This is a genomic window from Roseiarcus fermentans, from assembly GCF_003315135.1.
Classification (GTDB): Bacteria; Pseudomonadota; Alphaproteobacteria; order Rhizobiales; family Beijerinckiaceae; genus Roseiarcus; species Roseiarcus fermentans.
The window spans coordinates 80,157-105,530 of the sequence record NZ_QNRK01000015.1 but is presented as its reverse complement, the minus strand read 5'-3'; the positions used below and the strand labels follow the sequence as shown (position 1 = coordinate 105,530).

Sequence of the window (25,374 nt, the reverse complement as noted above, 5' to 3'; positions counted from 1 at the left end):
CGGACGTACCGAGGTCGGCAAGTCTTCTCGAAGGGCCAATCCGCTATTTGTTCGCGCCGGACCGAGCCTGAATGAAACCGACGATCAGGCGGCGCAGCTCTTCGGGCTGCTCGTTGATCATGTTGTGGCCGCAGCCGGGAAGACCCGCGAGCCAGGTGTTCGGGCGAGTCTCCGCGATTCTGAAGGCGTTCTCCGGCACGGCGACACGGTCGAGGAGGCAGGTGATCGCGAGCATCGGCGCCGTTCCGCCCATGCTCCAGGCGTCCTTTGGCGTCGCATCGCTGGCCTTGGCCTCAGCGGCTGCGACCGCCGGGAACTCGCCTTCGCCCGCGTCCTTTTCGGCAAGACGCTCGTTTCCAGGGGCGTACATCAACCTCGCCTGCAACGACAGCCATTCGGCCTTGGGCACGTCGGGGTCGAGGTACCGCTTGTAAAGCGCCATCGTTTCCTCCGAGGGCAGGACCTCGCCGCCAGCCCCGACCAGAATGATCGTCGCGACGCGGTCCGGCTTTGTCTGGGACGCGGCGCGCATGACCCTGTTGCCATAGGTCTTGCCGGCCAGATGGACCTTCTGCGCGCCGAGCGCGTCGGCGATCGCCCACACGTCGTTGCCGTAGTCGACCAGCGTCAGGCCGTCGATCGGACCGTCGCTCGCGCCGATCCCGCGGTAGTTGTAGACGACCGTGCGAATGCCGGCGGACGCGATGGCCTTGGCGAGATCCGTCAATTGCGACGCCGGCCGTCCGTTGCCGGCCGCCAGGATCAGCGTTTGCGGTCCCTCGCCGAAGACGAAGGCTTCGATGGTCTGACCATGCGCTGAGATCAACCGCCGCGCATCGTCGCTCGCCCTCGCGCGAGGTATTGACGCCAGACCGAATGCGCCGATGGCCGCCGCCGCCGCGATCGCCGTGAACAATCGTCTCGCCGTAAGGGTCAAAGCTTGAACGCTCATCCGTCCCCTCCATTGGACCCGTGTATCCTGCAGCCCGAGGCCGCGCGCTTTGCTGCGATCCGTCAGGTCGCCTTATACACACTCTTACCTTCGTTGATCCTTTCGGCGACCTCGAGCGCGATCAAATCCTCAGGCTTCACCGCGAGCGGGGGCGGCTTTCTCGCCAAGGCGGCGTCAAAACCGCTGTTCGGCGCCGGCCTCGCCGCGCTCCTCGCCGCCGCCTCCTCGGCGGGCAGCGCGCTCTTGATGCTGCATTTCGCGGCGCGCATTCCGGTGGGCGACACGATCGTCGTCGGCGAGGCGGCGTTCGACCGGATGCTGCGGGTTGGCGCGCTGTTCGACCGGCTCGATTCCGTGTTCCGCCGCTGGCCGGCCGCGGCGCTCGCCCTGCTGGCGATCGCGCTGGCGCTGGCCTGCGCGGCGGCCGGGGCGGGGTAGGGCGCTTTCGCTCCACGGCACGCACACATCTCCGGGGTCGCGGAACCCCTTCCCCAGCTTTGCTGGGGAAGGTGGCGCGAAGCGCCGGATGGGGTGTGGGCCGACGCACGAACCTCGAGCCATTTGCACGGGCGGCGACGCGCATGGCGACCCCTCCATGCGTGACGTCCTCCTCCTCCGAAGCGGGGCGCATGGCATGACCACAGACGCGAAGCCGTAGCCGCCGGCGTCCGGCTTTCCGCACCCCATCCGGCGCTTCGCGCCCCCTTCCCCAACCTTCGTTGGGGAAGGGGCGCCGTCCCGGCCGCGCTCCCCGGCGGGGACAACCTCAAACCCCGCTGTCACCCTCGATCTCCACCCGCTGCGGCGCGAGCAGGCTCACCCGGCCGCCCGCGCCCACCGTCAGCGCCTGGACGTAGAAATGCGTTCCGCGCCCTTCCGGCCCCATCACCGGCGAGGGCGCCGAGACCACGGTCAGCGCGCCGCAGGCGCCCGTCCAGTCGACATGGCGATGGCCGTGCATCACCACGAGCCGCGCGGCGTAGGGCACGAGCTGGCGCAGGAACCAGGCGCCGTTGATCAGCGACGTGGCGATCCGTTCCGAGAAGGCTTTCACCGGCCGCGGGTATTCGGTGACGTGATGGTGCAGGGCGACGATCCAGCCCGCGTGCGGGTGCGCGTCGAAGGCCGCGGTGAGGCGTCTCGCCTGATCGGCCGGAATCATGCCGAGCGCGTTGGTGAACGAGAAGTGGGTGTCGGCGTTGGAATCGAGGATCGCGACGCCGAGCCCGGTTTCGCCCTCGGGCGGCAGGATCAGCGGGAAGGCGTCGTTCCAGAGCCGCTGCAGGCGGCGCGACAGGGCGAACCCGCTCCGGTCGGCGAACGCCTCGATCGCCGCCCGCGACGGGTCGAGCGCCTCGGCGAGCGGAACCCAATCGCCAGAGGCCGTTCTCGGGGAGAGGGCAGGGGTGACGGGCGAGGCGACCGGCTGCGGCGGCTCATCCCCCGCGCCCCTCATCCTAACCTTCTCCCCGCGAGCGGGGAGAAGGGACGTAAAGACCCGGTCGCCCTGAACCGCGGCGATCGCCGAGAGCGTCCGCATCCGCCGCAGCGCCTTCATCGGGCTGAACGGCAGGTCGAGCCGGGCCGGGTTGGCGCGGTCGACGATGTTGACGTCGTGGTTGCCCGGCAGGACGAGCGCGCGCGCAGCGAGCGCCGGGAAACGGCCGAGGATGGCGAGGAACTCCTCCCATTCCGCCGACGTCCCGGCGTCGGTCATGTCGCCGGTGAAGAGGACGAGGTCGACCGGATCGGCGGCGTGGACCGCGGCGAGCCGCTCGAGCGCCCGCTCGAACCGTCCGTTGCCGCGCGCGCCGGCGCGGCCGCTCTCGATCCTCGTGCCGAAGCGCTCGCCGACCACGTGCACGTCCGAGAGATGGGCGACGCGCCAGACGCGGGCGCCGGGCGGCGGCGCGGCCGGCGCGAGATCGAGCGGCTGGTCGGCGAAAGCCTCGACCACGCCCCAGATCAGCGAGGCGATGGCGAGATAGGCCGACATGACCACGATGGTGTTGGCGATCGTCGGCAGGAGCAGATGGCGGGGCGAGGCGAGATCGGCGACCGAGCCGATCCAGCGCGTCGCCGGCCAGACGAGGACGGCCACGCCGGCGGCGAGGACGAACAGGATCACCCCCGCCGCGGCGCAAGCCACCGAGCGCATCCGCGCGAGCTTGGGGCCGGTGCGACCGCCGAGCCACCGCTCGGTCAGATGGCGGATCGCCTCGCGCCAGAAGGCGTAGCCGGGCTGCACGGCGAGCGCGTTCAGGGACCAGAAGTTTTCCTCGATCAGCCGCAAGACGGGGCGCCAACCGTAGGCCGTCGCGACCGCGACCGTGATCGGCACGGCCGCCAGGACGATTCCGGTCGCCTCGGCGAGCCGGCTCGCGGCCTCGCCGATCCAGCCCGTCAGGAACAGCGGCGCAAAGCCGAGCAGGACCGCGGGCGCGAGAATCTGCGCCGTCCAGATGGCGGCGAGCTTGGGCAGGCTGATCTCGCCGATCAGGCTGCCGGCGATGGCGAGCAGCGAGCGCTGCTTGGGCGCGGAATGGTCGTTCTCGAAGTCGCCGCGGCGCGGATCGAGGATCGCGCGGGGCGGCGTCCGGGTGTCGGGCGGGGGCAGGTCGTTCATCGCGGCGCTCGCAGGGTCGCGACCCGCATAGCAGGGCGGGGCCGGCATCGATAGCGGGCGGGCGTCGCCGCGTTGCCGACATCGCGAAGCGCCGTGGCCCGTCATCGCGAGGCGCGAAGCGCCGTGGCGATCCAGGGGGACGGGCCGAAGCTTCGGTCCAGCGGCGCCGCCGCCTGCCCCGCCGCCCGGCGCAGCGGCCCTGGATCGCCGCGTCGCCCTGCGGGCTCCTCGCGATGACGGTGTTGACTGAAAGTGTGGGTCGCGCGGCAACGGCCGAGGCGGCCGTTCGCGATGAGCCGGACAGGGCGCGCCCCGGGAGGGGCTGCGTCCCGCCGCCCGGGCGCGCGGGGATGCGCGCCCTCCCGCTGAGCGGCGCGGCTGCAGAGCGGCCCGCGGCCGGAAAATTTGCCGCGGGCGACGTTTGCGCTATGGAGGCCGCGCGCCGCGCGTCGGGCGGCCGGCCAGTCAAGGGGCGAGAGAGCGATGACGTCGGACTCTGTTTCGCGCGCTTCGCTCGCGATCGTCGCCGCCGTCGCGCTGGCGGCTGCGGCCTATTTCGCCGACACGGTGTTCGCGCCGCTGACGCTGGCCTTGTTCATCATCGCGCTCGTCTGGCCGTTTCAGCGCTGGCTCCAGTCGCGCATTCCGGCCCTGCTCGCGCTCGCCGTCACCATGACGCTGACGGTCCTCGCCATGCTCGTGTTCGCTTCGCTCGCCGCCTGGGGCTTTGGGCGGGTCGGCCGGTCGCTGATCGCCGATTCGGCCCGCTACCAGGCGATCTACGACGCGGTCGTGGACTGGCTCGACGGCCACGGCGTATCGGTCGCAGGCCTGTGGGCCGAGCATTTCAACTGGAGCTGGCTCTTGCGCGGCGCCCAGCAGATCACCGGCCGGGTCAACACCACGCTCGGCTTCTGGATCATCACCCTGGTCTACGTCATTCTCGGGCTGATGGAGGTCGAGGACGCGGACCGCAAGCTGCGGGCCTATCTCAGCCCCGACACGGCGCGCGTCGTCGCCGGCGCCGCCGCCGACACGGCGCGGAAATTCCGCAAGTACATGCAGGTCCGCACCCTGATGAGCGTCGCGACCGGCTTGCTGGTGTGGGCTTTCGCCGCCGCGACCGGGCTGCAGTTCGCCCTCGAATGGGGCGTCATCGCCTTCGTCCTCAACTACATCCCGTTCATCGGGCCGTTCATCGCCACGCTCTTCCCGACCTTGCTGGCGATGGCGCAGTTCGCCACCTGGCAGGCGGCGCTCGGCGTGTTCGTCTGCCTCAACGTCATCCAGTTCGTCATCGGCAGCTACGTCGAGCCGCGGGTGTCGGGCGCGGTGCTGGCGATCTCGCCGTCGGTGGTGCTGCTGGTGCTGTTCTTCTGGACCTTCCTCTGGGGCCTCTACGGCGCCTTCATCGGCGTGCCGATCGCCATCGCCGTGCTGACGGTTTGCGAACACGCGCCTTCGACCCGCTGGATCGCCGACCTGCTCGGCGGCCCGCTTCCCGGGGGCGTCCGGGAAAAGGCGCCGGCGCGCCGCTGAGGCGAAGGCCCGTCGGCGGCCCCGCGGCCCGCGCTCTCCTCCTGGCGTCGCGCCGGGGCGCGCCAGTCAGGACACGAGGGAGCGGCGCGCATGGGCTCACAGCGCGGTCTTCGCCCACGCCGTCGCCGCCGCCAGCAGCGCAGCTGCGAGCGCCGGCAGCGCCAGGGCGGAAAGCCCGAACGCGCCGTAGGCCGCCGCGCCCGTCACGCCGCCCGCGACGATTCCGAGCCACAGAGACAGATAGGGCAGGGGCGCCGACGCGGGGCCGGCGCCGCTCAGTGCGTCGGCGAGCGCCTCGCCGAACTTGACGAGCGAGCCGGTGACGTAGGTGAGCCCCGTCGTCGTTCGCCCCGCCGAATGCAGGATGCCGTTCTGCGCCCCCATGGCGAGCGCCATCAGGAAGCCCGAGGCGAGCGGCGGCGCCGGGAGGCCTGGGACGAGGCCGAGACACGCCGCCTCCAGCGCCAGGAGAGCGGGTCTGCGCCATGCCCCCGCGGCGTTGGCGATGAGGCGCCCGACCACCACGCCCGCGACGAACGCCGCGATGATCGCGCCCGCCGGCGCTGCGCCCGACCACGACATCTGCCCGGTCTGGATGGCGAACTGGGTCGAGTTGCCGCTCATGAACGAAACGAACAGGCCGCCGAGGAGCAGGAAGCCGACCGCGTCGACAAATCCGGCGAGCGCCAGCAGCCCCACCGCCAGCGCCAGGTCGTCGCGTTCGGAAGGAGTCACCAGAATCCTCTCGCGGGCGTTCACGCCTTCCGCGTAGTCCATTGCCGGGCGAGGGCCAAGAGGCCCCGCCGCGGCGGCGCGGCGGGGCCTCTGCGGCTCAGGTGGTTCCGGCGAAGCTCACGAGCCCGTCCACGCCGAATCTCGCAGGAGGCGCGGCGCGCAAGGGCGCGTCGCGGCGCCGGCGCGCGCCCGCCTCGGCGACAGCCGCGCCAGACGGGTCGCGCCCGCCATGGCCAGGAATCCGATAGCCGTGAGCGCGATCGAGCCGGGTTCCGGCGTCTGCGCGGCGACCGTCGCCACCTCCTCGCTCCAGTAGGATGGAAGCCGGTCGTAGAGATCGCCGTCCGACGCGGTCATCACCTGGTCGGTGATATAGACGTAACCGACGTTGCGTACGTAGGCGAGCGCGACGTCGGCCGCCATCCCCGCCGCCGAGGTTTCCCCGGACACGATGTTGCTGAAGGTAGGCGCGGGGTGGACGTAGACCCAGCTCGGCGGCGCCGTGGCGGGATAGGTGGCGGCGTTCACTTCGACGGTCGTCAGCGTGTCCGCCGCAGCCAGATAGGTTTGACCCGTGGTCGTTCCCGGGTTCCCGATCACCTGGTAGGGCCCGAGCGCCCGGACGAAGCCGTAAAGCTGCTGGTAATAGGGCAGGGCTGCCGCGGAAACGCTCATCTCGTCGACGAAGAAGCCGTCGATCAGGCCCGGGTACTGGGACAGGTAGGTCTCGATCTGGGCCTCCATCGCGCCGACCGGCGCGGCGCCGTAGAGCGTGTCGATATAGGCCACGACCGTGCCGCCCGCGCTTTCGAACCCGGCGAGCGCGGCGGCGTAGCTCGGATCCGCGCTCGTATCTGGGCCGCCGACCGGATTGAAGATCGCGGTGATCCCGACCTTTCCGGCCGACGCCGTCATTTGCGCCCAGCCGTCGGTTTGCCCCTCGGTTCCGCCCGTCCCCGGATCGAAATAGGCGGGAACGAGAAGGCGCATGTCGCCGGCGCGCGAGGCCGTGGGACCAAAGGCCACGACGACGGCCAACGCCAGACCCGCCGCCGCCCGTCGGACGAAAGGCCGCCTGCCGCGGCCGACCGGGGAGGAAATGCGGGACCCGGATTCCCGCGAGGCCTGTTCTATCCACATTGTGCCGCCCCTTGCCCCGCTCACGGAGCTCGTTCTGCCGCGGCTTCACTGTGAATGCAGGCGGTCGACGGCGCAATTTCATTTTGCTGACCAGGGTCAGACGCCGGCGGCACGCCGCGCAGGGCGGCAGGTCGGCGAAGACCGCTGCGCCGCCCGCGCCTGGATCGCTTCGTGCCCCTCGGGATTTCTTGCGATGACCGAGAATGGCGTCCAGCCCGTGCGGTCAGCGCCGCCGGCGCGGCAGGAACGCAAGTCGCTGTGGCCGGCGCCGGCCGGACGGCCTACCCGGCGCCGATCCGCTCGACCGACCGCGGGGCGCCGCCGTTTGCGCGCGCCGTCTGCCCGCGTCGCCTCGATTGCGCCATCGCCCCGGCCATGGCGACCATCCCCAGCGCGGTGAGGACGACCGCGCCCGGCTCCGGGACCGCCGCGCCGCTCGCCGCGACCGTCGCCACTTCCGCGTTCCAGTAGGACGGCATCCGGTCGTAAAGAAAGCTGTCGGTCGAATACATCGATTGGTCGGTCACGTAGACGTAGCCGGCGTTGCGTTCGCGGGCCAGCGCGATGTCGGCCGCCATCCCGGAGACGCTGAACTGGTCGGAAATCGTGTTGACGAACGACGAAGCGGGCTGGGCGGCGACCCAGGACGGCGGCGTGGCGGCCGGGTAGGCGGCGGCGGCGCCTTCGAACGTCACCAGCGTGTCGGCCGCGGTCAGGTAGGCGCGATGGGTGTCCCCGCCCGGGTTCCCGATCACCTGATACGCGCCGAGCGATTTCACGAATGCATACAGCGCCTGATAGTACGACAGACCGGAATAGTGACTACTCATGTTGTCGATGAGAAAGCCGTCGATCGCCCCCGGATACTGAGACAGGTAGGCTGTGACTTGAGCTTCGGCATCGGCGAGCGGCAGCGCGCCGTCATGCGTGTTGACATAGCCGACGACTCTGCCGCCGGCGCGTTCGAGGTTTGCGACGGCGACGGTGTAGATGGGAACCGCGCCCGAATCCGGCCCGCTGTTCGGGCTGAGGATCGCCGTGATCGGAACCTTGCCGGCCGACGCCGCCAGCTGCGCCCAGCCGTCGGTGTATCCTTCCGTTCCGCCGGCCCCGGGCGCGAAGTAGGCGGGGACGAGCAGACTCAAGGTTTCGGCGCGGGCCGCCGCTGGAACGCAGGCGGCGATCGCCGCCGCCGCGATCGCCGCCAGGCGACGAGGGCGAATGGGCCTCCGGTTCTCGGTATCGGCCAGGATTCCGGATCGAAATCCCCGAGTCGATCGACGGGCGTCCATGTTCGCTCTCCCTCGTTGTCAATTTTTTCTGTTACAACTTAAGTCCTATTGTGAATGCATCTCGTCAAAACGACAATTCACTTTTTCAGACGATAGTCTTGATGCGTTTATTTATAATGTAAACTAAGCTGCTGGTCAGCGATCCCGCAGGAATCTAGTCGGGCGAGGCTGCCGCCGCGGCCTCGCGGCGGCCAACGAAACCGGCGGCGACGCCGGCGACGTCCGTTTTCGAAGCCCCCGGTCGCGGGCTGCCCGTCCTTGCGAGTAACTGCCAACCCCGTCATTGCGAGGAGCGAAGCGACGAAGCAACCCATGCCGCCGCTTGCCTCCTGCGGAAAAAATCGCTCCGTCTTCTGCTCGCAACGAAGGGCGGCGGGACGATCAGAGGGCGCAACAGCAGCCCAGCGGCCCTGGATCGCTTCGCTTCGCTCGCGATGACGGCGCTGTTCGCTGCCGGCTTGGGAGTTACCCTTGCGCGCCGCGCCGCGCCGCGCCCCGAGCGCCGGCCCGCGAGCATCGGATCCGCGCTGCTATCGCGCGACGTCGACTGCGACGTGTCGCGTCTCGACCGCAGCCGGCTCCCACGCGCGCCGGTACACGAACACGATGTCGGCGTGGCCCGGGCTCAGCCCGCGAATCGACCACAGCCGCTCGCCCGGCGCGCCGGGTCTGTCGCCGCCGCTGCGACGGCCGTCGTCGGCGATCGCGACGATGTCCAGTCCCCGGCTCGCCGCCGCGTCGATCGCCCAGGCGTAGCCGGTCGACGGGTTCTCCGGGAGGATCAGGGCCCGGATCTCGCCGGGCGCGAGGCGGATCGCCGGCCCGCCTTGGGCGAACAGCGGCGCGGCGATCGACGCGCACATCGCGCCGAGCGCAAGCGTCAGCAGCCCGGCCCTGGTGGCTTTGCGCATGCCGGCTTCCCCTCCGTCCTCAACCTCCGCCATCTTCCGGCCGGCCACCGGCGCATTCAAGGGATCGGAGGTCGCAGGCAAAGCCCGGGGGCGACGGGCCGACGGCGCGCGCCCTTCCCTCGCCGGGGGGTTTCGTGTAAGAGCGCGTAAAAATCGCGAGGCCACGCGTTTTCGCGCCAGCCGGCGCATTCCCGTGACCTTCCCGTCGCAATGACAACGCTGGAGAGCGCTCCGGCGCTCGTGAGCAACCATACCCCCATGATGAAGCTTCGCAACATCGCCATCATCGCCCACGTCGACCATGGCAAGACGACCCTCGTCGACCGGCTGCTGCAGCAGTCCGGCGCCTTCCGCGACAACCAGCGCGTCGCCGAGCGCGTGATGGATTCGAACGACCTCGAGCGCGAGCGCGGCATCACCATCCTCGCCAAGGCGACGTCGGTGGTGTGGAAGGACATCCGCGTCAACATCGTCGACACGCCCGGCCACGCCGATTTCGGCGGCGAGGTCGAGCGCATCCTGTCCATGGTCGACGGCGCGATCGTGCTGGTCGACGCGGCCGAAGGCCCGATGCCGCAGACGAAATTCGTCGTCGGCAAGGCGCTCAAGATCGGCCTGAAGCCGATCGTCTGCGTCAACAAGGTCGACAAGCCGGACGCGCGGCCGAGCGAGGTGGTCAACGAGGTGTTCGACCTGTTCGCAGCCCTCGACGCCACCGACGAGCAACTCGACTTCCCGATCATCTACGGCTCGGCCAAGCAGGGCTGGATGTCGAATTCGCCCGACAAGCCCGCCGTCGACATGGCGGCGCTGTTCGACCTCGTGCTGAAGCACGTCGAGGCGCCCAAGGTCGGCGCGGGCGGGTTCCGCATGCTCGGCACCCTGCTCGAGGCGAATCCCTATCTCGGCCGCATCGTCACCGGCCGCGTCTTCTCCGGCTCGATCCGGACCAACGCGCCGGTCAAGGTTCTCGACGTCGAGGGCGATCTGGTCGAAACCGGCCGGGTGTCGAAGATTCTCGCCTTCCGCGGCATCGAACGGGCGCCGATCGACGAGGCGGTCGCCGGCGACATCATCGCCATCGCGGGCCTGGAAAAGTTCAACGTCGCCGACACCCTGTGCAGCCCGGAGGAAGTCGAGCCGCTGCACGCCCAGCCGATCGACCCGCCGACCCTGTCGATGACCTTCTCCGTCAACGACAGCCCGCTCGCCGGCACGGAAGGCGACAAGGTGACGAGCCGCGTCATTCGCGACCGCCTGTTCAAGGAGGCCGAGGGCAACGTGGCGCTGCGCGTGGACGCTGCGCCGAACTCCGACGCCTACATCGTGTCGGGGCGCGGCGAACTGCAGCTCGCGATCCTGATCGAGACCATGCGGCGCGAGGGCTTCGAACTCGGCGTGTCGCGGCCGAAAGTGCTGTTCCGCAAGGACCCGGAGACGGGCGAATCGCTCGAGCCGATCGAGGAGGTGGTGATCGACGTCGACGAGGAGCACTCGGGCGTGGTCGTGCAGAAGATGAGCGAGCGCAAGGGCGAGATGATCGAGATGCGCCCGTCGGGCGGCGACCGCCTGCGCCTCGTGTTCCTCGCTCCCACCCGCGGCCTGATCGGCTATCTCGGCGAACTGCTCACCGACACCCGCGGCACCGCGATCATGAACCGCCTGTTCCACAACTGGGGCGCTCACAAGGGCGAGATCGCCGGCCGGCGCAACGGCGTGCTGATCTCCAACGACGCGGGCGAGGCGGTCGCCTACGCCATGTGGAACCTCGAGGACCGCGGGCCGATGATGATCGAGCCGGGCTGGAAGGTCTACCAGGGCATGATCGTAGGCCAGCACACGCGCGACAACGACCTCGAAGTCAACGTGCTCAAGGGCAAGAAACTCACCAACATCCGCACCCACTCGAAGGACGAGGCGGTGCGCCTGACGCCGCCGATGCAGATGACGCTGGAAAAGGCGCTCGCCTACATCCAGGACGACGAACTGGTCGAGGTGACGCCGAAGTCGATCCGCCTGCGCAAAGGACTGCTCGACCCGAACGACCGCAAGCGCGCCGAGCGGGCGAAGGCGACGGAAGGCGCGGTGTAAGCCGCGCGCGCCGAGCGCGTCTACTGGCGCGCCGGCGCGACCCGGTTCCAGAATTCGTCGAACTCTCTCGTATCGAAGAAGGCGACCGCGTTGATCACCTTCCCGTCGCTCATGCGAAAGTACCAGGTGTAGGTGTTGCGATAGGGCTCGCCGTCATTGGCCGTGGCGGCGGCGTCGAAGAGGGCGATCACCATGTCGCCGTCCGCATAGATTGCGCGCACCTCGGGAACCAGTCGCGTCGCCATGCGGGCGTTGAAGGGGCCGATCACCTCGTCGAGAAAGGCCTGCCGGTTGGGGTAGGTCTTCGACAGCGGAGACGAGCCCACGATCGTCCAATCGGCCTCTTCAGCGAGAAGCTCGAACGGGCTGCCCGTCCCCGCGCGCCATCTGTCGAAGCTCGCCTGGACGATCGCCCTGTTGCGCTCTGTTTCTGTTTGGCTCTGCATCTTCCTCTCCCGGTCGTGGCGTCACGGAGTCGACACTCATGGGGCAAGCGCGGCGATCAGCATGCGCTGCGCCGGCGCCAGTCGAGCGGCGGCCTCCTCCGGTACGCCAGCCCCGCGAAGCATGGCCGCGATCGGATGGAAGGCGATCGACGCCTTGCCGTCCTCGCGCTCCCGCACCAGCGCGCGCAGCGGCAGATCGAGCGCCGCCAGGGGCGTCGCGAGCATGATCGGCGTGCCGCCCTTGGCGGCGCCGTAGATGAGCACCGTGGCCGGCGGCATGGTCAGGCCGACGCCCCGCGCGTTTTCGGCGTGATCGATTCGGGCGAAGATCGTCATGCCGCTGTGCGCAATCGCTTCGACAAGACGTTCGACCGTGGCGTCGAAAGGCAGCGGCGATGTATGCTCGACGATGTCGGGCGCCTCGAGGTCGCTCATGATCCTGTCTCCTCGCTGAGATCGACAACCAGTTTCCCGCGCGCCGCGCCGGTCTCGATTGCGCGATAGGCGTCGTTGACCGTGCCGAGTGTGAAACGACGTGGGTCCAGGGCGGGCGCGAGCTCTCCGGCTTCGGCGAGCGTCGCCGCCTCCGCCAGGATCTCGCCGTGATGGGTGCGCCCCTCGCCGGTCAGCAGCGGCAAGAGCGTGAAGACGCCTGAGTAGCTGGCGGCCCGGAACGAGAGCGGCGCCAGCGCGTGCGCGCCCCAGCCCAGAGCGCTGACGACGTGGCCAAAGCGCCGCACCATGAGGAAGGCGGCGTCGAGCGACGCCCCGCCGGCGGTATCGAATATGATGTCGAAGCCCTCGCCGCCGGTTTCTCGCGCCACGACCTCGGCCGGCGCCTCCGCCTTGTCCACGAAACGCGCGCCCAGCCGTTCGATCGCCGCCCGCGCGGAGGGCGAACCGGCGCCAAAGGTTCGTGCGCCTCTCGCGCTGGCGATCTGCAACGCCATCTGGCCGACGCCGCCGGCGCCCCCCTGAACCAGGACACGCTGTCCGGCGCGGACGGCGGCGCGATCCACCAGGCCCTCCCATGCGGTGATGAAAACGAGCGGCACAGCCGCCGCCTCGCGCATGGTGAGGTTTGTCGGCTTATGCGCCAGGAGGCGCGCGTCGGCCGCGATGAACTGAGCGAGCGACCCCGGGTGACCGCCGACGCCGCCGGCCATGCCGTACACCGCATCGCCTTCCCGAAACGCCGTCGTATCCTTGCCCACCGCCGCCACGACGCCCGCCATGTCCATTCCGAGGATGGCGGGCAACGGCTGACGCGCGTGGTCGCCCAACCCGGCGAGGATTTTCGTATCGAGCGGATTGACCGCGCTGGCAGCCACCCGCACCAGGACTTCGCCTGCCCCCGGACGGGGCGTGGATACCTGCACAAGCTCGAGCGGCTCGCCCTTCGCCTGAGCGAGCGCGGCCTGCATCAGATCGGGAACGCGGGCCACGGTCAGACCCCGCTCTGTTCGAGACAACCGCGCACCAGCGCGCCAAGATCCGCAGCATGCGTCTCCAGCGCGAAATGTCCAGCGCCGAGCGGTCGCGAACCCATACGGCTGGGGCGTCCGGAGGGCCGGTCTCGCGAGAGGCGACGTCGACGTGGCCGACTGTCTGAGAACGAACGACGGGACGCACGGAATCGCCCGCGAGTCGGTCGGAATTCCGCATCGTGCGGCTGGCCAGGCGCGGGCCAAGTTGACAGCCAACCGGCTGTACCCGCGAATTTTTTCGATCCCGAATGACCGTCGCGTGACGACTGTCATACGGAGCGGCGCGCGCCGCGTTAGAATCCTCGGCGTCCGGAACCGGGAGCGACCATGAAAGCGGTGGCGTTCGCCAACAACGATGTCGCGGTGGTCGCGTGGACCTTCGGCGGCAGGCTGCCGAATTGCCTCGGCTTCGCGGTCTACCGGATCGACGTGCGCGCCGGAACCGAGACCTGCCTTCCCGCCATGGCGACCTTCGAGGGGCAGGATGCGACCGCGCCGGGGCGGACGACCGCCGACGATCCCGTGCAAAAATTCTACTGGAAGGACGTCTACGCCAGGCGCGGCGGAACCTATCGCTACAAGATCGTGCCGATGGGCGGGACGCCGGGCGCGCTCCAGCCGATGCCCTACGGCCCCGCGATCAGCAACACCATCCAGCTCAGTCCGCACTACGGCGCGCTGTCGGCCTATTTCAACCGCGGCATTCTGGCGACCCAGGCGACGGCGCGCGCGCTCGACGCCGACGCCAGCGGCGGGTCGATGGTCGAGAAACTCGAAAAGCACATCGATATCGTCGGCGACCCGCTGCGCAACGACCTCATGGGACAATTGATCGAGGCGCTGACCACGCTATCCGACCAAGCGGCGAGCGACGGCGGCCAGACCTATTGCGCGCTCTACGAGTTCGAGGACCCGGAAGCGATCGACCACTTGAAGAGGGTCGGCGCCAACGCCCATGTCATCCTGTCCAACATGCCGAGCGGCAAGGGCGAGGAGAAAACCAGGGACGCTTACGCCGCCGAGCGCGAGGAGATCCGGCAGGCCGGCCTCGATGCGATCGACCGGTTCATGCCGAGCGGCCACATCGGCCACAACAAGTTTCAGGTGCTGGTCAAGGACGGCGCTGAGGCGGTTCTGTTCGGCTCGACCAACTGGACCGCGCATGCGCTTTGCGCCCAGACCAACAATTCCATCATTGCGCGCTCCCCGGCGCTCGCCGCCGCCTACCTCGACTACTGGAACCGGCTGAAGGACGACACCCACCCGCCGGGCGAAGGCGGCAAGGCGGAGCAGTCGGCGGAGTTCCGCGAGCAGAACGCCGAAAAAATTCCGCCGATCGCGCTCGAGGACGGGAGCGGCGAGGTCGACCTCTGGTTCTCGCCCAACACGCCGCACGCGCGGGCGAGCAGGCCGGGAAAGGACGAAGAGGTCCCCCCCGATCTCGCGCAGGCGTTCGAGATCATCGCCAACGCCCAGCAGGCGATCGTTTTCCTGGTCTTCGAGCCGGGGAAACCCAGCATCATCGATGCGATCGCGGAGGCCCAGAGGGCGAGGCCGTCGCTGTTCGTGCGCGGCGCGGTCACCGCCTCGAGCGCGGCCGGCGAATTCCAAACCGCGATCACCGGAGGCGAGGCGGCGCCGCACAAGCATCGCAAGGGCGATCCGCCGCTTCCCGAGGACTACCGGGTCATCCACGCCCGCGGAATCACCGCGAGCGACGCGTTCGGGCAGTGGGAAGCCGAGCTCAACCAGGCGGGACATGCCGTCATCCACGACAAGATCGTGGTGATCGACCCGTTCTCCGACACCTGCGTCGTCGTCACCGGCAGCCACAACCTCGGCTACCGCGCCTCCTACAACAACGACGAGAACCTCGCGATCATCCGCAATCATCGCGCGGTCGCGGAGGCTTACGCCGCCCACTGCCTGGACGTCTACGACCACTATGCGTGGCGCTACTGGCTTGCGACCGAGGGCGACGAGGCCTGGCACTTTCTGGCGGCCGACGACACGTGGCAGAACGCCTATTTCTCGCCCGACAACCGGGTGAAGTCGGCCGAGCTCGGATTCTGGCTCGCGGCCGTTCCGGCGGCCGACGCACTGCCGACGCCGAACGTCGACGCCTCGACCCGCGCGAGGCCGGCGCTGCAGGCCCAGACCGGCGGGCTCTCGCCGTCGAGCGGCCCGCATTCGGCCGCCGAGGGGCGCGGCTCGCGCCAGGGGCGGATACCACCGCGCCGTGACGAGGACGCTGGCGACTAGAGCCGCTTTGCGGTTCGGTAAACGCGATTCCACGGTCGCCTTGTCCGCGAAGCGGGCAAGGCGGCCGCAGGCCGGGTGGGGAGGAGGCGCACGGCGCCGACCGTTTTCGTGCGGGGTCCAGATGTGGGCATGCCGTAGCCATCGCGCCGGGGCGGGAGGCGCCCGTCGGCGCCTTGCCGCGGCCTCACGAGCCTACTTGCGTTCGACACAATCGCGCGGCACGATTCCCTCACGAACGCTTTGGAGCTGCCGCCTTGCCGACGCCCGATTCGCCCCGAGACTATCGGGAATACAGCAGCGGCGAGATCATCGCCGACGCCGCCGTGCACGGGATCGCGATCGTCGCCGGGGTGATCGGCTTCGCCGTGCTGTTCCAGAAGATCGCGCTGCATGGCGCGATCGCGGACGGGCTGGCGATGGCGGTCTACGCCGCCGGCTTCTTCCTCTTGTTCGGCTTCTCCTGCGCCTACAACGTCACGCCGCCGTCCGACGCCAAGGCGATCCTGCGGCGCCTCGACCACGCCTCGATCTACCTGATGATCGGCGGCACCTACACCGCGCTGCTGTCGCAGGCGCGCGCTTCGCCCGGGCTGGTGGCGCTCGCCGTCGCCGTCTGGGTCGCGGTCGTCGCCGGCGTCACGCTGAAGATGTTTCTGCCCGGCCGCCTCGACCGCTTCGCCGTCCGCCTCTATCTCGCGCTCGGCTGGTCGGCGATCTTCGCGGCGAAACCGCTGGTCGACGCCCTGCCGCTCGATTCGCTCGCGCTCGTCCTCGCCGGCGGCGTCGTCTACTCGGTCGGCGTTGCGTTCTTTTTGTGGGAGAACCTGAAATTCCAGACGGCGATCTGGCACGCCTTCGTCGCCGTCGCCGCCGCCTGCCAGTTCGTCGCCGTGTTCTTCGCCATCGGGCGGTGATCCGCCCTGGGCGATCGGACCCGGTCCTTTACTCCGCCTTCCAGAATTCGCACCGGTGCTCCCGTTCGAACATGTCGGTCGACAGCACGAACGACCGCTCGCCGGCTTGAAGCGACAGCGCCTGGCCGGCGGCGTTGTAGACCGGCCAGGCCGCGCCGTTCCGGTCGCGCGGAACGCCCTGCGCGACGAAGCCGCTCCAATAGGCCTTCATGCTCGCCGCCAGCGCCCGCTCGCCCTCGTTGAAGCGCGGCGCGATCGGTTCGCCGTTGTCGAAGCTCGGGAACAGATAGGCGAGCTCGGCCGCGTGGCCGGCGCCCCACTCGTAGGCGCCGTGCGTGCGCGTCAGGCCCGGTCCGCTCCTGTGCCCGAATTCGTAGGCGTAGACGGGCGCGTATTTCGCGACCTCCTGAATCAGCTTCAGGCTGGAGCAGCCGCCGATGCCGGCGATCAGCCCGGCGTCGGTCGCGATCCCGCCCGACAGGTAGGCGCCGGCATAGGGGTCGGCGTCCCGCGGCCAGGGATATTGGGCGAGAACCCTGTCTGCCCTGGCGCCGAAGGTCTCGCGAACCCATTTCGTGTAGTCGGCCTCGCGCCAGCCGATGTTTCCCTGATCGAACGTCCGGCCCTCGTCGCGGTTGGCGCCGATCACCATCGCCACATGCTGGAACAGCCCCTGCGCCACGGCCTGATGGGGCGGCAGCGGCAGCATGCCGGTCCCGGACGTCGGAAGCGCGGCGACGCCCGGATAGGGGACGTCGATGAGCTTGCCGGTCGGCGCGGCGCGCAGGCACGCGGCGGCGTCCGGCCCGGCGCAGCCGACCCGATCGGCGATCTCTTCGGCGTTGGCGCGGGCCGCGGCGAGGGGGACGCTGACGCAGGAGCCGCTCTGCATCATCGCCTGGGCGAACAGGCCCGCCGAACCGGGCGCCGTCAGATGCGCGCAGACGGAATAGCCGCCCGCCGACTCGCCCCCCACCGTCACCCGCGCCGGATCGCCGCCGAAAGCCGCGATATTGGCCTGCACCCAGCGCAGCGCCGCCTGCTGGTCCATCAGCCCGAAGTCGCCCGAATCGCCGGCGATCGCGGGGTGGGCGAAAAAGCCGAGGGCGCCGAGCCGGTAGTTGAAGCTGACCCCGACCACGCCCGCCTGTTCCACGATCGAGGTCATGTCGGCCTGGTTCGAGCTGCCGTTGATGAAGCCTCCGCCGTGGATGAAGACGTAGACCGGCAGCCTCGCGTCCGCCGCCGTCTTCGACGGCCGCCACACGTTGATGAAGAGGCAGTCCTCCGATTCCGAGCGCGGGCCGTTGGTGCTCGCGGCGGCGGCGCATACGGCGCCGAACGCCTTGGCGTCCCGGACGCCGGTCCAGCCCTCGACCGGCTGCGGCGGGCGCCAGCGCAGGTCGCCGACCGGCGGCGCGGCGTAGGGGATCCCGAGAAACCCTTCGACGCCGCCGTTGGCGAAGCCGCGGACCGGCCCGGAATCCGTCCGCATCACCAGGTCGTCCGGGTCCTGGGCCCAAGACGCCTGCCCCGACAGCGCGGCCGCTGCGGCCACGAGCGCAAAGCACAGGGAACGCATTCGTCCTCCTCCCCAAGCGTCGACGACGCCGCCTTCGTGGCCGGCGCGGGAGAAAGCGTAGCAGTCTTCAGCGCCGCGGCAAGAGGAAGCCCGCCTCAGGCGCCGCCGCAACTGTGCTGCGAATCCGGAAGGGTCCACGAATCGAGCGTGCGCAGGTTGGTGGTGGTGTAGATTTTTCCGCGCGCGTCGCCGGGCGGGCAAGGGGCGGGGATGAACACCAGACAGATCAGCACGTGGTCGCCGCGCCGGGAATTGATGATGGCGGGGACCTTGTCGTAGCTCACCTGAAAGCCGCCGTTGCGGAACGAAACCGATGTCCCGCTGCTGAACGTCGTGTCGCCCTCGAGCCGCGGGCCGATGTCGGCGATCACGCCGCCGCCGCAGGTCAGGATGCGGCCGGGCAGGGGATCGCCGGGCGCCGGTTCGGCCCGCGCGATCGCGGCGCCGAGCAGGAGAATGGCAGCCGCCAAACATGTCCGCACGTCGTCTCTCCCCCGGGCGCGCGCGCCTACGTCACCTCGAGCGCCAGCCGGCCCGTCACCGTCTTGCCGTATTCGTTGACCGCCTCGACGTCGACCCGCCAGGCGCCGGGGGCGAGGTCGGCCGGCAGGCGGGCGGTCCAGAGGTGCGACGACGGATCGGCCTTGACCCACGCCTTGCGGGTCGCCTCGTTGCGGGAAAACACCTCTTCGACGAAGGGGTCGGGACGCAGCTCGCGTTTCATTGCGACCGGCGGCCGGTCGCCGATCCGCATCGTCACGTTCGTCTTCTCGCCGGCGTCGAACACGTTGGCGACCAGCGTCGAGGCGCCGAGCGCGGCGCGGGCCACCGGCGAGCCGAGCAGCTGCTCCTGCCGGAACGCCCGGTCCGTCTCCTTGGCGATGCCGTGAAATCGGCTCAGGACCGAGAGCCGCATCTGCCGGCCGTTCGGCTCCTTGGCCGGCACGAAGCGCGTGGAATAGTCCGAGCCGTCGATCGACAGAATGTGAAAGCCGTTCGGCGTGCCGTCGCGGCTGTCGGCGGAGGCGACGCCGCGATGGTCGAACGGCCCGCTCCACCACGAGCCCGACAGCGCCGTCAGCACGTGCTGATGGTGCGGCGTCTCGCCGCTCCAGCCGTCGTCCTTGCCGAAATAATGGTGCTCGGTGGTGTGCGTGTGGCCGGAGAAGCTGACGGTATGCTTCCGCCCTTCGAGCAGCGCGAAGAACGCGGCCATGTTGGCCGTGTTCTGATAAGCCTCGGTCCCGAGGAAGGTGCGCAGCGGAATGTGCATGACGGCGACGATCAGCGTCTCGGGGGGCGTATGCGCGAGCAGGTCGCGGACGAAGTCGAGCTGCGCCGCGTCGAAGCGGCCCTCGTATTTGCCCGAGCCGCGCGGCTTGGTCGGGTCCGGGCCGAGATAGTCGACGTTGTCCAGCATCAGGAACAGCGTCTGCCCGTAGAAGAAGGCGTAGTAATTCGGTCCGTACACCCGCTTGAACGTTTCGCGGCTGTATGTGCGGTCGGGCGCCTCGAAATTGAGGTCGTGGTTGCCGCCGATATTCCACCACGGCAGGCCGATCGTGCCGATGATGGCGTTGAGGCGCGGGTAAAGCGACAGGTCGTCGAACATCACATCGCCGGCGGTGAGACCGAATTGGGCGTTCGTCCCGCTGAGCGCCTGGATCAGGTCCTCGCGGATGAAGTCGACTTCCGCCTCGTTCTCGGGCTGCGGGTCGGTGATCAGCACGACATCGAACGCCTTCGGCTCGTCCTGCCTTTTCAGCGCGAAATCGAGCGAGGCGGGCAGGGGGCCGGTCGGCGCGATCCCCTCGAACAGGAGACCCAGCGACGCCGGCGAGCCGATCGGCCGATGGTGGCGGTAGAAGCGCGGCAGGTTGGTCGCCGGGTCCAGCGGCGGCCCGTAGCCCGCGGGCTTGACGACGAAGATCGTCGCTTCGTCCGGCAACGGCAGCGCGTAGCGCCCGTCGGGGCCGGTGACCGCGACGTCGCGGCCATTGGACACCAGGACGCCGGCAAGGCCGGGGTTGCCGGGTCCCGCCGCGCTGGAGCCGTCGCGATCCTCGAACACGACCCCCGACACGGTCGCCGCCGCCTGGGCCAGCGCCGGAGCGGCGTCGACCGCCGCCAACGCCAGCGAGCCGGCCGCGGCGAGAAGCGCCTCGCGCCGGGTCAGTTCGATGTGGTCCGCCATGCTCGGCCTCCGCTCGGGAACGGCGATCAGACTACGCGGGCGCGACGGCAAGATGAAGGTCCGCCTTTCGTCCGCAGGCGGGAGACGGGGGTCCCGGCTGCGGCCGGCCGGGAGGGCGGGGATCGCGGCGTCGCTCGGGGCCTTGTAAAGCGGCTCGCGCATCGCCATATAGGGGGCTCGATATTCAGCAGGACACTTTTTGCCGTGGGCGATTTGCTTCGCCCGTCGTGATTCTCCTCCTTCAGAAATCGAACCATCACGTGATTTCCGCGCAGCGGAGTCGCGTTCCTACAGACAGACTAGGCAAGACATCATGACGACAGGCACCGTTAAGTGGTTCAACGCGCAAAAAGGTTTCGGATTCATTCAGCCGGATGACGGCGGGGCCGACGCCTTCGTTCACATCAGCGCCGTCGAGCGCGCCGGCATGACCGATCTGCGCGAAGGTCAGAAGATCAGTTTCGATCTGATCAAGGACGCGCGCAGCGGCAAGATGTCGGCGGGAAATCTCCAGACCGCCTGAGCGACGCCGCGCGACCCCGGGCGCGCGCCTGCGGCCTCTGGCAAGCGGTCCGCCGCCCGACGTGAAATGAAGGGTCAGGTTCGCTCCTGGCCCTTTCTGTCGAGAGAGGCCAACCATGGCTCAGCAGAAATTCGCGATCGGTCAGATCGTCGAACACGACACCAGAAGCACGCCGAAATCTCGGCCTGACGGGCCTTTCAAGGTCGTTCGCGTCCTGCCCTCGGAAGAAGGCGGTACGCAATCCTATCGCATCAAGAGCGACCGCGAGGCGTTCGAGCGGACCGCCAAGGAATACGAAATCATCGCCGTCGTTCGCAAAGCCACGGAAGACGCGGAAACCGTATTCGCGTTCTGAACGCGCAGCCGAACACGGCTCGTCGCGGCGTTCCCGCGGCCGCGCGTCGCTACCCGACCTGACCGCGGTGCCGCAAGAACGCGTCCGCCAGCACGCAGGCGACCATCGCCTCGGCGATCGGAACGGCGCGGATGCCGACGCAGGGGTCGTGGCGGCCCTTGGTGACGATCTCCGTCTCCTCCATCGCGCGGTCGACGGTCTTGCGCGGCGTCAGGATCGACGAGGTCGGCTTGACCGCGAAGCGCGCGACGATCGGCTGCCCGGTCGCAAGGCCGCCGAGAATCCCGCCGGCGTGGTTGGAGAGGAAGCGCGGCCGACCGTCGTTTCCCGCCCGCATTTCGTCGGCGTTCTCCTCGCCCATGAGTTCGGCCGCGCCGAAGCCGTCGCCGATCTCGACCCCCTTGACCGCGTTGATGCTCATCAGCGCGCTGGCCAGCTCCGCATCGAGCTTGCCGTAGATCGGCGCGCCCCAGCCGGGCGGGACGCCCTCGGCGACCACCTCGAGCACTGCGCCGACCGACGACCCCGCCCGTCGCACCGCGTCGAGATAGTGGACGAAGCGCCCGACCGCCTCCGCGTCCGGGCAGAAGAACGGGTTCTTCCCGATCTGGTCCCAGTCCCAGTTGCGCCGGTCGATCGCGAGCTTGCCCATTTTCACCAGCGCGGCGCGGATCGTCACCCCGGGAATGACTTTTCGGGCGATCGCGCCCGCAGCGACCCGGGCGGCGGTCTCGCGCGCGGACGAGCGCCCGCCGCCGCGGTAGTCGCGAATGCCGTATTTGGCGTCGTAGACGTAGTCGGCGTGGCCGGGCCGGTACTTGTCCCGGATCTCGCCGTAGTCCTTCGAGCGCTGGTCGACGTTGTCGATGAACACGGCGATCGGCGTTCCGGTGGTGACCTGGCGGCCGGTCGCGTCGTCGGTCATGACGCCGGAGAGAATGCGCGCCGTGTCGGGCTCCTGCCGCTGGGTGGTGAAGCGCGAGGTTCCGGGCCGGCGCCGGTCGAGCTCGGCCTGGATGTCGGCGGCCTCGAGGGCCAGGCGCGGCGGGCAGCCGTCGACGACGCAGCCGATCCCCGCCCCGTGGCTCTCGCCGAAGGTCGTGACCCGGAACAGATGGCCGAAGGTGTTGTGCGACATGGGTAGGCTCCATAGCGGCCAGCCTCGCGCCGCGTCAAACGGCGCGCGCGCCCGCGTGTCGAAACCTTTGCGAACTCCTGTAACAGACCGCCGCCCGGCGACGAACAGTCTTCGAGCCGCTGTCGGCTCGCCACGGAGGATTTTCATGCCCAAGACGTTCGCCGCCGCCTGCCTCGCCTGCGCGCTGGCGCTGTCGCCGCTCGCAGCCGTCGCCCAGACCGACACGTCGGGCGGGGCCATGCCGGACAAGTCGATGTCCATGGCGCCGAAGAAGCCGATGGCGAAGCATCATTCCATGCACAAGAAGCCGATGGCCAAGCCGGGCATGGCCAAGAGCGGGGACATGCAGCCGAAGATGTGAGCCCGCGCATCGCCGCGCCCGGCTCGATTGCGGCGGCCCGCGGTCGGGCCGTTGGGCGAAGGGCGGTGCGAGGCGCACGCGGCGGCGGGCGAACGGTCGCCTTCCGCGTCCGCCGGGCGTTCATCTTCAATTCATCCGCGGCGGCGCACCCTCTCTCGATTACTGGGCCGAAGAGCCCGCAACGGAGAGAGGACTCTCGATGCTCATGAAGCTCGTCGCCATGTTCAGGAAATTCGCCGCCAGGGTCGCCGCCGTCGGCCTCAGCGCAGCGCTCGCCTTCTCGCCGCTCGCCGCCTTCGCCCAGACGGACGCGGCGCCGGCTGCGCCCGCGATGTCCGCGCCCGCCGCCTCGGACGCGGGGACGCCGGCCAAGGCGCCGATGAAGGCGAAGAAGCCGGCGAAGAAGCATACCGCGAGCAGCAAGAAGACCCACACCGCCAAGAAGAGCGCCGCGCCGGCCGACGCCGCGCCGGCTGCGCCCGCCGCTGGGGCCGCGCCCGCCAATCCGCAGTGACCCGAAAACCGTAGCCTCCCGAGGTCGCCCTGCGACCTCCTTTCGCGCCCGCCCCGTCCTTCGCGACGGGGCGGTTTTTTTTGTCGGCGCCGTCGGCTTCCGCGCCGGCGGGCCGCGTGCGATCGTGACGCGACGGAGGCGAGCGTCATGGCGATGGTGGAATTCTGGTACGAGTTCGCGAGCACCTATTCCTATCCGGCCGCGCTGCGCGTCGCCGCGCTCGCCGCCGAACGCGGCGTGGCGCTCGCCTGGCGGCCGTTTTTGCTCGGGCCGGTGTTCGCGACCCAGGGATGGCGCGACTCGCCGTTCAACATCTATCCCGCCAAGGGGCGCTACATGTGGCGCGACCTCGAGCGGATCTGCGCGGCGCGCGGCTTGCCCTTCCGCCGGCCGGAGCCCTTCCCGCAGAACAGTCTGCTCGCCGCCCGGGTCGCGCTGGCGCTCGACGGCGACGACCGGGCCGGGTTCTCGCGAAACGTCTATGCGGCGGAATTCGGCGAGGGGCTTTCCATCGCCGACCGGGCGTTGATCGTCCGGCTCGTGGCCGACCTCGGCCTCGACCCCGAGGCGATCCTCGCGCGGGCCGAGAGCGACGCCAACAAGTCGAAGCTCAAGTCCGAATGCGCGCGGGCGATCGCCCTCGGCGTCTTCGGCGCCCCGACCCTCGCGACCGAAGACGGCGAACTGTTCTGGGGCGACGACCGACTGGAGCAGGGGCTCGACTGGGCGGCGGGCGGAGGCGGGTGACGGTCGAATCCCGCGGCTTCCCCCTCATCCGGCGCTTCGCGCCACCTTCCCCCGCAAGGGGAAGGAAAACCTTTCCCACAGGGAGAGGGACAGCGGCCGGAGGCCGCAGGGCGAGGGGCCGCCGACGCGGATCCGGTCTGGGATGGTGCGCGTCTCGCGCACCCACGACCTAACCCCCGAGCCTCGTCAGCCACGCCTCCGCCTGGGCGCGGACGTTGGCGGGCGCCGTGCCGCCGTAGGAGGTCCGGCTCTCCACCGAGCGCTCGACGCCGAGCACCCCGAACGCCTCCGCGGTGATCTGCTTCTCGACCGACTGGAGGTCGGCGAGCGTCAGGCTCTCGAGCGCCGCGCCGCGCTCGCTCGCCAGCGCCACGATCCGGCCGGTGACGTGGTGCGCCTCGCGGAACGGCATTTTCAATGTCCTGACCAGCCAGTCGGCGAGGTCGGTGGCGGTGGCGTAGCCCGACCCGGCCGCGGCCTTCATCCGCTCCGGGTTCGGGGTCAGGTCCTCGACCATGCCGGTCATGGCGGCGAGGCAGAGCGACAGGGTCTCGAGCGCGTCGAAGACGCCCTCCTTGTCCTCCTGCATGTCCTTGGAATAAGCGAGCGGCAGGCCCTTCATCACGGTGAGGAGGCCGATCAGCGCCCCGACCACCCGCCCCGTCTTGCCGCGCACGAGTTCGGCCGCGTCCGGGTTGCGCTTCTGCGGCATGATCGAGGAGCCGGTCGAGAAGGCGTCGCTGAGGCGCACGAAGCCGAACTGCGGCGTCGTCCACAGCACGATCTCCTCGGCGAAGCGCGAGAGATGAGTCGCTGAGATTGCGGCGGCGGCGAGCGCCTCGAGCGCGAAGTCGCGGTCGGCGACCGAGTCGAGCGAGTTCGCCGTCGGCCGGTCGAAGCCGAGCGCCGTCGCCGTCGCCGCGCGGTCGATCGGGAACGAGGTGCCGGCGAGCGCGGCGGCGCCCAGCGGGCATTCGTTGAGGCGGACGCGGGCGTCGCGGAAGCGCCCCGCGTCGCGGCCGAGCATCTCGACATAGGCGAGCAGGTGGTGGCCGAAGGTCACCGGCTGCGCCGATTGCAGGTGGGTGAAGCCCGGCATCACCATGCCGGCGCAATCGCGGGCCCGCAGGGCCAGCGCGCGCTGGAGGCCTTCGACCTGGAGGAGGAGCGCGTCGATCGTGTCGCGCACCCAGAGGCGGAAGTCGACCGCCACCTGGTCGTTGCGCGAGCGGGCGGTGTGCAGGCGGCCGGCCGCCGGCCCGACGATTTCGGCCAGGCGGCTCTCGACGTTCATGTGGATGTCTTCGAGCGCGCGCGAGAAGGTGAAGGTCCCCGCCTCGATTTCGCCCTTGACTTCGTTCAATCCCCTGGCGATGGCCTCCGCGTCCGCCGCCTCGACCACCCCCTGTTGGGCGAGCATGGCGACATGCGCGAGGGAGCCGGCGATGTCCTGGGCGGCGAGCTTGCGGTCGAAGTCGATTGAGGCGTTGATCTCCTCCATGATCTTGGCCGGCCCGACTGCGAATCGCCCGCCCCACATCGCGTTGCTCATGACGAGGAAGCCC

24 protein-coding genes are annotated in these 25,374 nt (G+C 69.7%); 10 read left to right on the top strand and 14 right to left on the bottom strand.

Features of this window, described 5'->3' with window-relative positions:
• Positions 1-43: 43 nt before the first annotated feature.
• Positions 44-826 carry an alpha/beta fold hydrolase gene (locus DFR50_RS14790; RefSeq protein WP_170153222.1) on the bottom strand — a complete coding sequence of 261 codons (783 nt, stop codon included), beginning with the start codon at positions 824-826 and terminating at the stop codon, positions 44-46.
• A gap of 219 nt (positions 827-1,045) precedes the next feature.
• Here DFR50_RS14790 and DFR50_RS14785 point away from each other — a divergent pair, with 219 nt between their 5' ends.
• Positions 1,046-1,390 carry a hypothetical protein gene (locus DFR50_RS14785; RefSeq protein WP_113890041.1) on the top strand — a complete coding sequence of 115 codons (345 nt, stop codon included), beginning with the start codon at positions 1,046-1,048 and terminating at the stop codon, positions 1,388-1,390.
• Positions 1,391-1,718: 328 nt separating this feature from the next.
• Here the strand turns inward: DFR50_RS14785 and DFR50_RS14780 are convergent, their stop codons facing one another.
• Positions 1,719-3,578, bottom strand: a complete 1,860-nt coding sequence (locus DFR50_RS14780) for a metallophosphoesterase family protein (RefSeq protein WP_113890040.1) — start codon at positions 3,576-3,578, stop codon at positions 1,719-1,721.
• Between the two features lie 483 nt (positions 3,579-4,061).
• Between DFR50_RS14780 and DFR50_RS14775 the strand changes: the two genes are divergently transcribed.
• A complete protein-coding gene (locus DFR50_RS14775) occupies positions 4,062-5,117 on the top strand; it encodes an AI-2E family transporter (protein ID WP_113890039.1) in 1,056 nt (351 codons plus the stop codon).
• 96 nt (positions 5,118-5,213) lie between these two features.
• On the opposite strand, the gene DFR50_RS14770 is transcribed toward DFR50_RS14775, so the two are convergent.
• The 4 genes from DFR50_RS14770 to DFR50_RS14755 form a co-directional block, all read right to left on the bottom strand.
• Entirely contained in the window at positions 5,214-5,852 is a 639-nt protein-coding gene (locus DFR50_RS14770; RefSeq protein ID WP_210208902.1) for a YoaK family protein, read from the bottom strand.
• 117 nt (positions 5,853-5,969) lie between these two features.
• Positions 5,970-6,890, bottom strand: coding sequence for a spherulation-specific family 4 protein (locus tag DFR50_RS14765; RefSeq protein WP_210208901.1), 921 nt, complete (start codon positions 6,888-6,890; stop codon positions 5,970-5,972).
• Between the two features lie 383 nt (positions 6,891-7,273).
• Positions 7,274-8,284: a spherulation-specific family 4 protein gene (locus DFR50_RS14760; RefSeq protein ID WP_113890036.1), complete on the bottom strand. Its 1,011-nt coding sequence runs from the start codon at positions 8,282-8,284 to the stop codon at positions 7,274-7,276.
• 530 nt (positions 8,285-8,814) lie between these two features.
• Positions 8,815-9,195 carry a protease inhibitor I42 family protein gene (locus DFR50_RS14755; RefSeq protein WP_245427789.1) on the bottom strand — a complete coding sequence of 127 codons (381 nt, stop codon included), beginning with the start codon at positions 9,193-9,195 and terminating at the stop codon, positions 8,815-8,817.
• Between the two features lie 261 nt (positions 9,196-9,456).
• On the opposite strand from DFR50_RS14755, the gene typA reads away from it, so the two are divergent.
• Positions 9,457-11,286, top strand: coding sequence for a translational GTPase TypA (gene typA, locus DFR50_RS14750; protein ID WP_113890088.1), 1,830 nt, complete (start codon positions 9,457-9,459; stop codon positions 11,284-11,286).
• A 20-nt stretch (positions 11,287-11,306) separates the two neighbouring features.
• Here the strand turns inward: typA and DFR50_RS14745 are convergent, their stop codons facing one another.
• The 3 genes from DFR50_RS14745 to DFR50_RS14735 are packed head-to-tail and all read right to left on the bottom strand — an operon-like array spanning position 11,307 to position 13,156.
• Complete coding sequence (locus DFR50_RS14745) at positions 11,307-11,732, bottom strand: nuclear transport factor 2 family protein (RefSeq protein ID WP_113890035.1); 426 nt, start codon at positions 11,730-11,732, stop codon at positions 11,307-11,309.
• Between the two features lie 36 nt (positions 11,733-11,768).
• Positions 11,769-12,167 carry a DUF302 domain-containing protein gene (locus DFR50_RS14740; RefSeq protein ID WP_113890034.1) on the bottom strand — a complete coding sequence of 133 codons (399 nt, stop codon included), beginning with the start codon at positions 12,165-12,167 and terminating at the stop codon, positions 11,769-11,771.
• Positions 12,164-13,156 (bottom strand): zinc-dependent alcohol dehydrogenase family protein, encoded by a 993-nt coding sequence (locus DFR50_RS14735; RefSeq protein WP_113890087.1) that lies wholly within the window; start codon positions 13,154-13,156, stop codon positions 12,164-12,166. Before DFR50_RS14735 ends, DFR50_RS14740 begins: the two co-directional genes overlap by 4 nt.
• Positions 13,157-13,546: 390 nt before the next feature.
• On the opposite strand from DFR50_RS14735, the gene DFR50_RS14730 reads away from it, so the two are divergent.
• Positions 13,547-15,481, top strand: a complete 1,935-nt coding sequence (locus DFR50_RS14730; protein ID WP_113890033.1) for a phospholipase D-like domain-containing protein — start codon at positions 13,547-13,549, stop codon at positions 15,479-15,481.
• Between the two features lie 254 nt (positions 15,482-15,735).
• Entirely contained in the window at positions 15,736-16,395 is a 660-nt protein-coding gene (gene trhA, locus DFR50_RS14725) for a PAQR family membrane homeostasis protein TrhA (protein WP_170153220.1), read from the top strand.
• 28 nt (positions 16,396-16,423) lie between these two features.
• Here the strand turns inward: trhA and DFR50_RS14720 are convergent, their stop codons facing one another.
• The 3 genes from DFR50_RS14720 to DFR50_RS14710 form a co-directional block, all read right to left on the bottom strand.
• Entirely contained in the window at positions 16,424-17,977 is a 1,554-nt protein-coding gene (locus DFR50_RS14720; RefSeq protein ID WP_113890031.1) for a carboxylesterase/lipase family protein, read from the bottom strand.
• Positions 17,978-18,072: 95 nt separating this feature from the next.
• Complete coding sequence (locus DFR50_RS14715; protein ID WP_147262774.1) at positions 18,073-18,459, bottom strand: hypothetical protein; 387 nt, start codon at positions 18,457-18,459, stop codon at positions 18,073-18,075.
• Between the two features lie 26 nt (positions 18,460-18,485).
• Complete coding sequence (locus DFR50_RS14710; RefSeq protein WP_113890086.1) at positions 18,486-20,171, bottom strand: calcineurin-like phosphoesterase C-terminal domain-containing protein; 1,686 nt, start codon at positions 20,169-20,171, stop codon at positions 18,486-18,488.
• Between the two features lie 313 nt (positions 20,172-20,484).
• Here DFR50_RS14710 and DFR50_RS14705 point away from each other — a divergent pair, with 313 nt between their 5' ends.
• Together DFR50_RS14705 and DFR50_RS14700 are read left to right on the top strand one after the other, a co-directional pair.
• Positions 20,485-20,694 carry a cold-shock protein gene (locus DFR50_RS14705; protein WP_113890029.1) on the top strand — a complete coding sequence of 70 codons (210 nt, stop codon included), beginning with the start codon at positions 20,485-20,487 and terminating at the stop codon, positions 20,692-20,694.
• Positions 20,695-20,809: 115 nt separating this feature from the next.
• The gene (locus DFR50_RS14700; RefSeq protein ID WP_113890028.1) at positions 20,810-21,049 is read left to right on the top strand and encodes a hypothetical protein; all 240 of its coding nucleotides are present in this window, start codon (positions 20,810-20,812) and stop codon (positions 21,047-21,049) included.
• Positions 21,050-21,098: 49 nt separating this feature from the next.
• On the opposite strand, the gene aroC is transcribed toward DFR50_RS14700, so the two are convergent.
• Positions 21,099-22,187, bottom strand: coding sequence for a chorismate synthase (aroC, locus tag DFR50_RS14695; RefSeq protein WP_113890027.1), 1,089 nt, complete (start codon positions 22,185-22,187; stop codon positions 21,099-21,101).
• A 145-nt stretch (positions 22,188-22,332) separates the two neighbouring features.
• Here aroC and DFR50_RS14690 point away from each other — a divergent pair, with 145 nt between their 5' ends.
• From DFR50_RS14690 to DFR50_RS14680, 3 genes are all read left to right on the top strand, one after another.
• The gene (locus DFR50_RS14690; RefSeq protein WP_113890026.1) at positions 22,333-22,548 is read left to right on the top strand and encodes a hypothetical protein; all 216 of its coding nucleotides are present in this window, start codon (positions 22,333-22,335) and stop codon (positions 22,546-22,548) included.
• Between the two features lie 199 nt (positions 22,549-22,747).
• The gene (locus DFR50_RS14685) at positions 22,748-23,062 is read left to right on the top strand and encodes a hypothetical protein (RefSeq protein ID WP_113890025.1); all 315 of its coding nucleotides are present in this window, start codon (positions 22,748-22,750) and stop codon (positions 23,060-23,062) included.
• Between the two features lie 147 nt (positions 23,063-23,209).
• Positions 23,210-23,809, top strand: coding sequence for a 2-hydroxychromene-2-carboxylate isomerase (locus tag DFR50_RS14680; protein WP_210208900.1), 600 nt, complete (start codon positions 23,210-23,212; stop codon positions 23,807-23,809).
• Between the two features lie 169 nt (positions 23,810-23,978).
• Here DFR50_RS14680 and argH read toward each other — a convergent pair whose 3' ends face one another.
• Positions 23,979-25,361 carry an argininosuccinate lyase gene (argH, locus tag DFR50_RS14675; RefSeq protein ID WP_113890024.1) on the bottom strand — a complete coding sequence of 461 codons (1,383 nt, stop codon included), beginning with the start codon at positions 25,359-25,361 and terminating at the stop codon, positions 23,979-23,981.
• Positions 25,362-25,374 lie beyond the last annotated feature (13 nt).

Bases quoted from the DNA above. Each gene is read 5' to 3' on its own strand.
- argH (WP_113890024.1), bottom strand. From the start codon at position 25,361: ATGAGCAACGCGATGTGGGGCGGGCGATTCGCAGTCGGGCCGGCCAAG.
- DFR50_RS14780 (WP_113890040.1), bottom strand. From the start codon at position 3,578: ATGAACGACCTGCCCCCGCCCGACACCCGGACGCCGCCCCGCGCGATC.
- typA (WP_113890088.1), top strand. From the start codon at position 9,457: ATGAAGCTTCGCAACATCGCCATCATCGCCCACGTCGACCATGGCAAG.
- DFR50_RS14735 (WP_113890087.1), bottom strand. From the start codon at position 13,156: ATGCAGGCCGCGCTCGCTCAGGCGAAGGGCGAGCCGCTCGAGCTTGTG.
- DFR50_RS14745 (WP_113890035.1), bottom strand. From the start codon at position 11,732: ATGCAGAGCCAAACAGAAACAGAGCGCAACAGGGCGATCGTCCAGGCG.
- DFR50_RS14710 (WP_113890086.1), bottom strand. From the start codon at position 20,171: ATGGCGGACCACATCGAACTGACCCGGCGCGAGGCGCTTCTCGCCGCG.
- DFR50_RS14775 (WP_113890039.1), top strand. From the start codon at position 4,062: ATGACGTCGGACTCTGTTTCGCGCGCTTCGCTCGCGATCGTCGCCGCC.
- DFR50_RS14760 (WP_113890036.1), bottom strand. From the start codon at position 8,284: ATGGACGCCCGTCGATCGACTCGGGGATTTCGATCCGGAATCCTGGCC.
- DFR50_RS14680 (WP_210208900.1), top strand. From the start codon at position 23,210: ATGGCGATGGTGGAATTCTGGTACGAGTTCGCGAGCACCTATTCCTAT.
- DFR50_RS14685 (WP_113890025.1), top strand. From the start codon at position 22,748: ATGCTCATGAAGCTCGTCGCCATGTTCAGGAAATTCGCCGCCAGGGTC.
- aroC (WP_113890027.1), bottom strand. From the start codon at position 22,187: ATGTCGCACAACACCTTCGGCCATCTGTTCCGGGTCACGACCTTCGGC.
- DFR50_RS14740 (WP_113890034.1), bottom strand. From the start codon at position 12,167: ATGAGCGACCTCGAGGCGCCCGACATCGTCGAGCATACATCGCCGCTG.
- DFR50_RS14730 (WP_113890033.1), top strand. From the start codon at position 13,547: ATGAAAGCGGTGGCGTTCGCCAACAACGATGTCGCGGTGGTCGCGTGG.
- DFR50_RS14755 (WP_245427789.1), bottom strand. From the start codon at position 9,195: ATGCGCAAAGCCACCAGGGCCGGGCTGCTGACGCTTGCGCTCGGCGCG.
- DFR50_RS14705 (WP_113890029.1), top strand. From the start codon at position 20,485: ATGACGACAGGCACCGTTAAGTGGTTCAACGCGCAAAAAGGTTTCGGA.
- DFR50_RS14720 (WP_113890031.1), bottom strand. From the start codon at position 17,977: ATGCGTTCCCTGTGCTTTGCGCTCGTGGCCGCAGCGGCCGCGCTGTCG.
- DFR50_RS14700 (WP_113890028.1), top strand. From the start codon at position 20,810: ATGGCTCAGCAGAAATTCGCGATCGGTCAGATCGTCGAACACGACACC.
- DFR50_RS14690 (WP_113890026.1), top strand. From the start codon at position 22,333: ATGCCCAAGACGTTCGCCGCCGCCTGCCTCGCCTGCGCGCTGGCGCTG.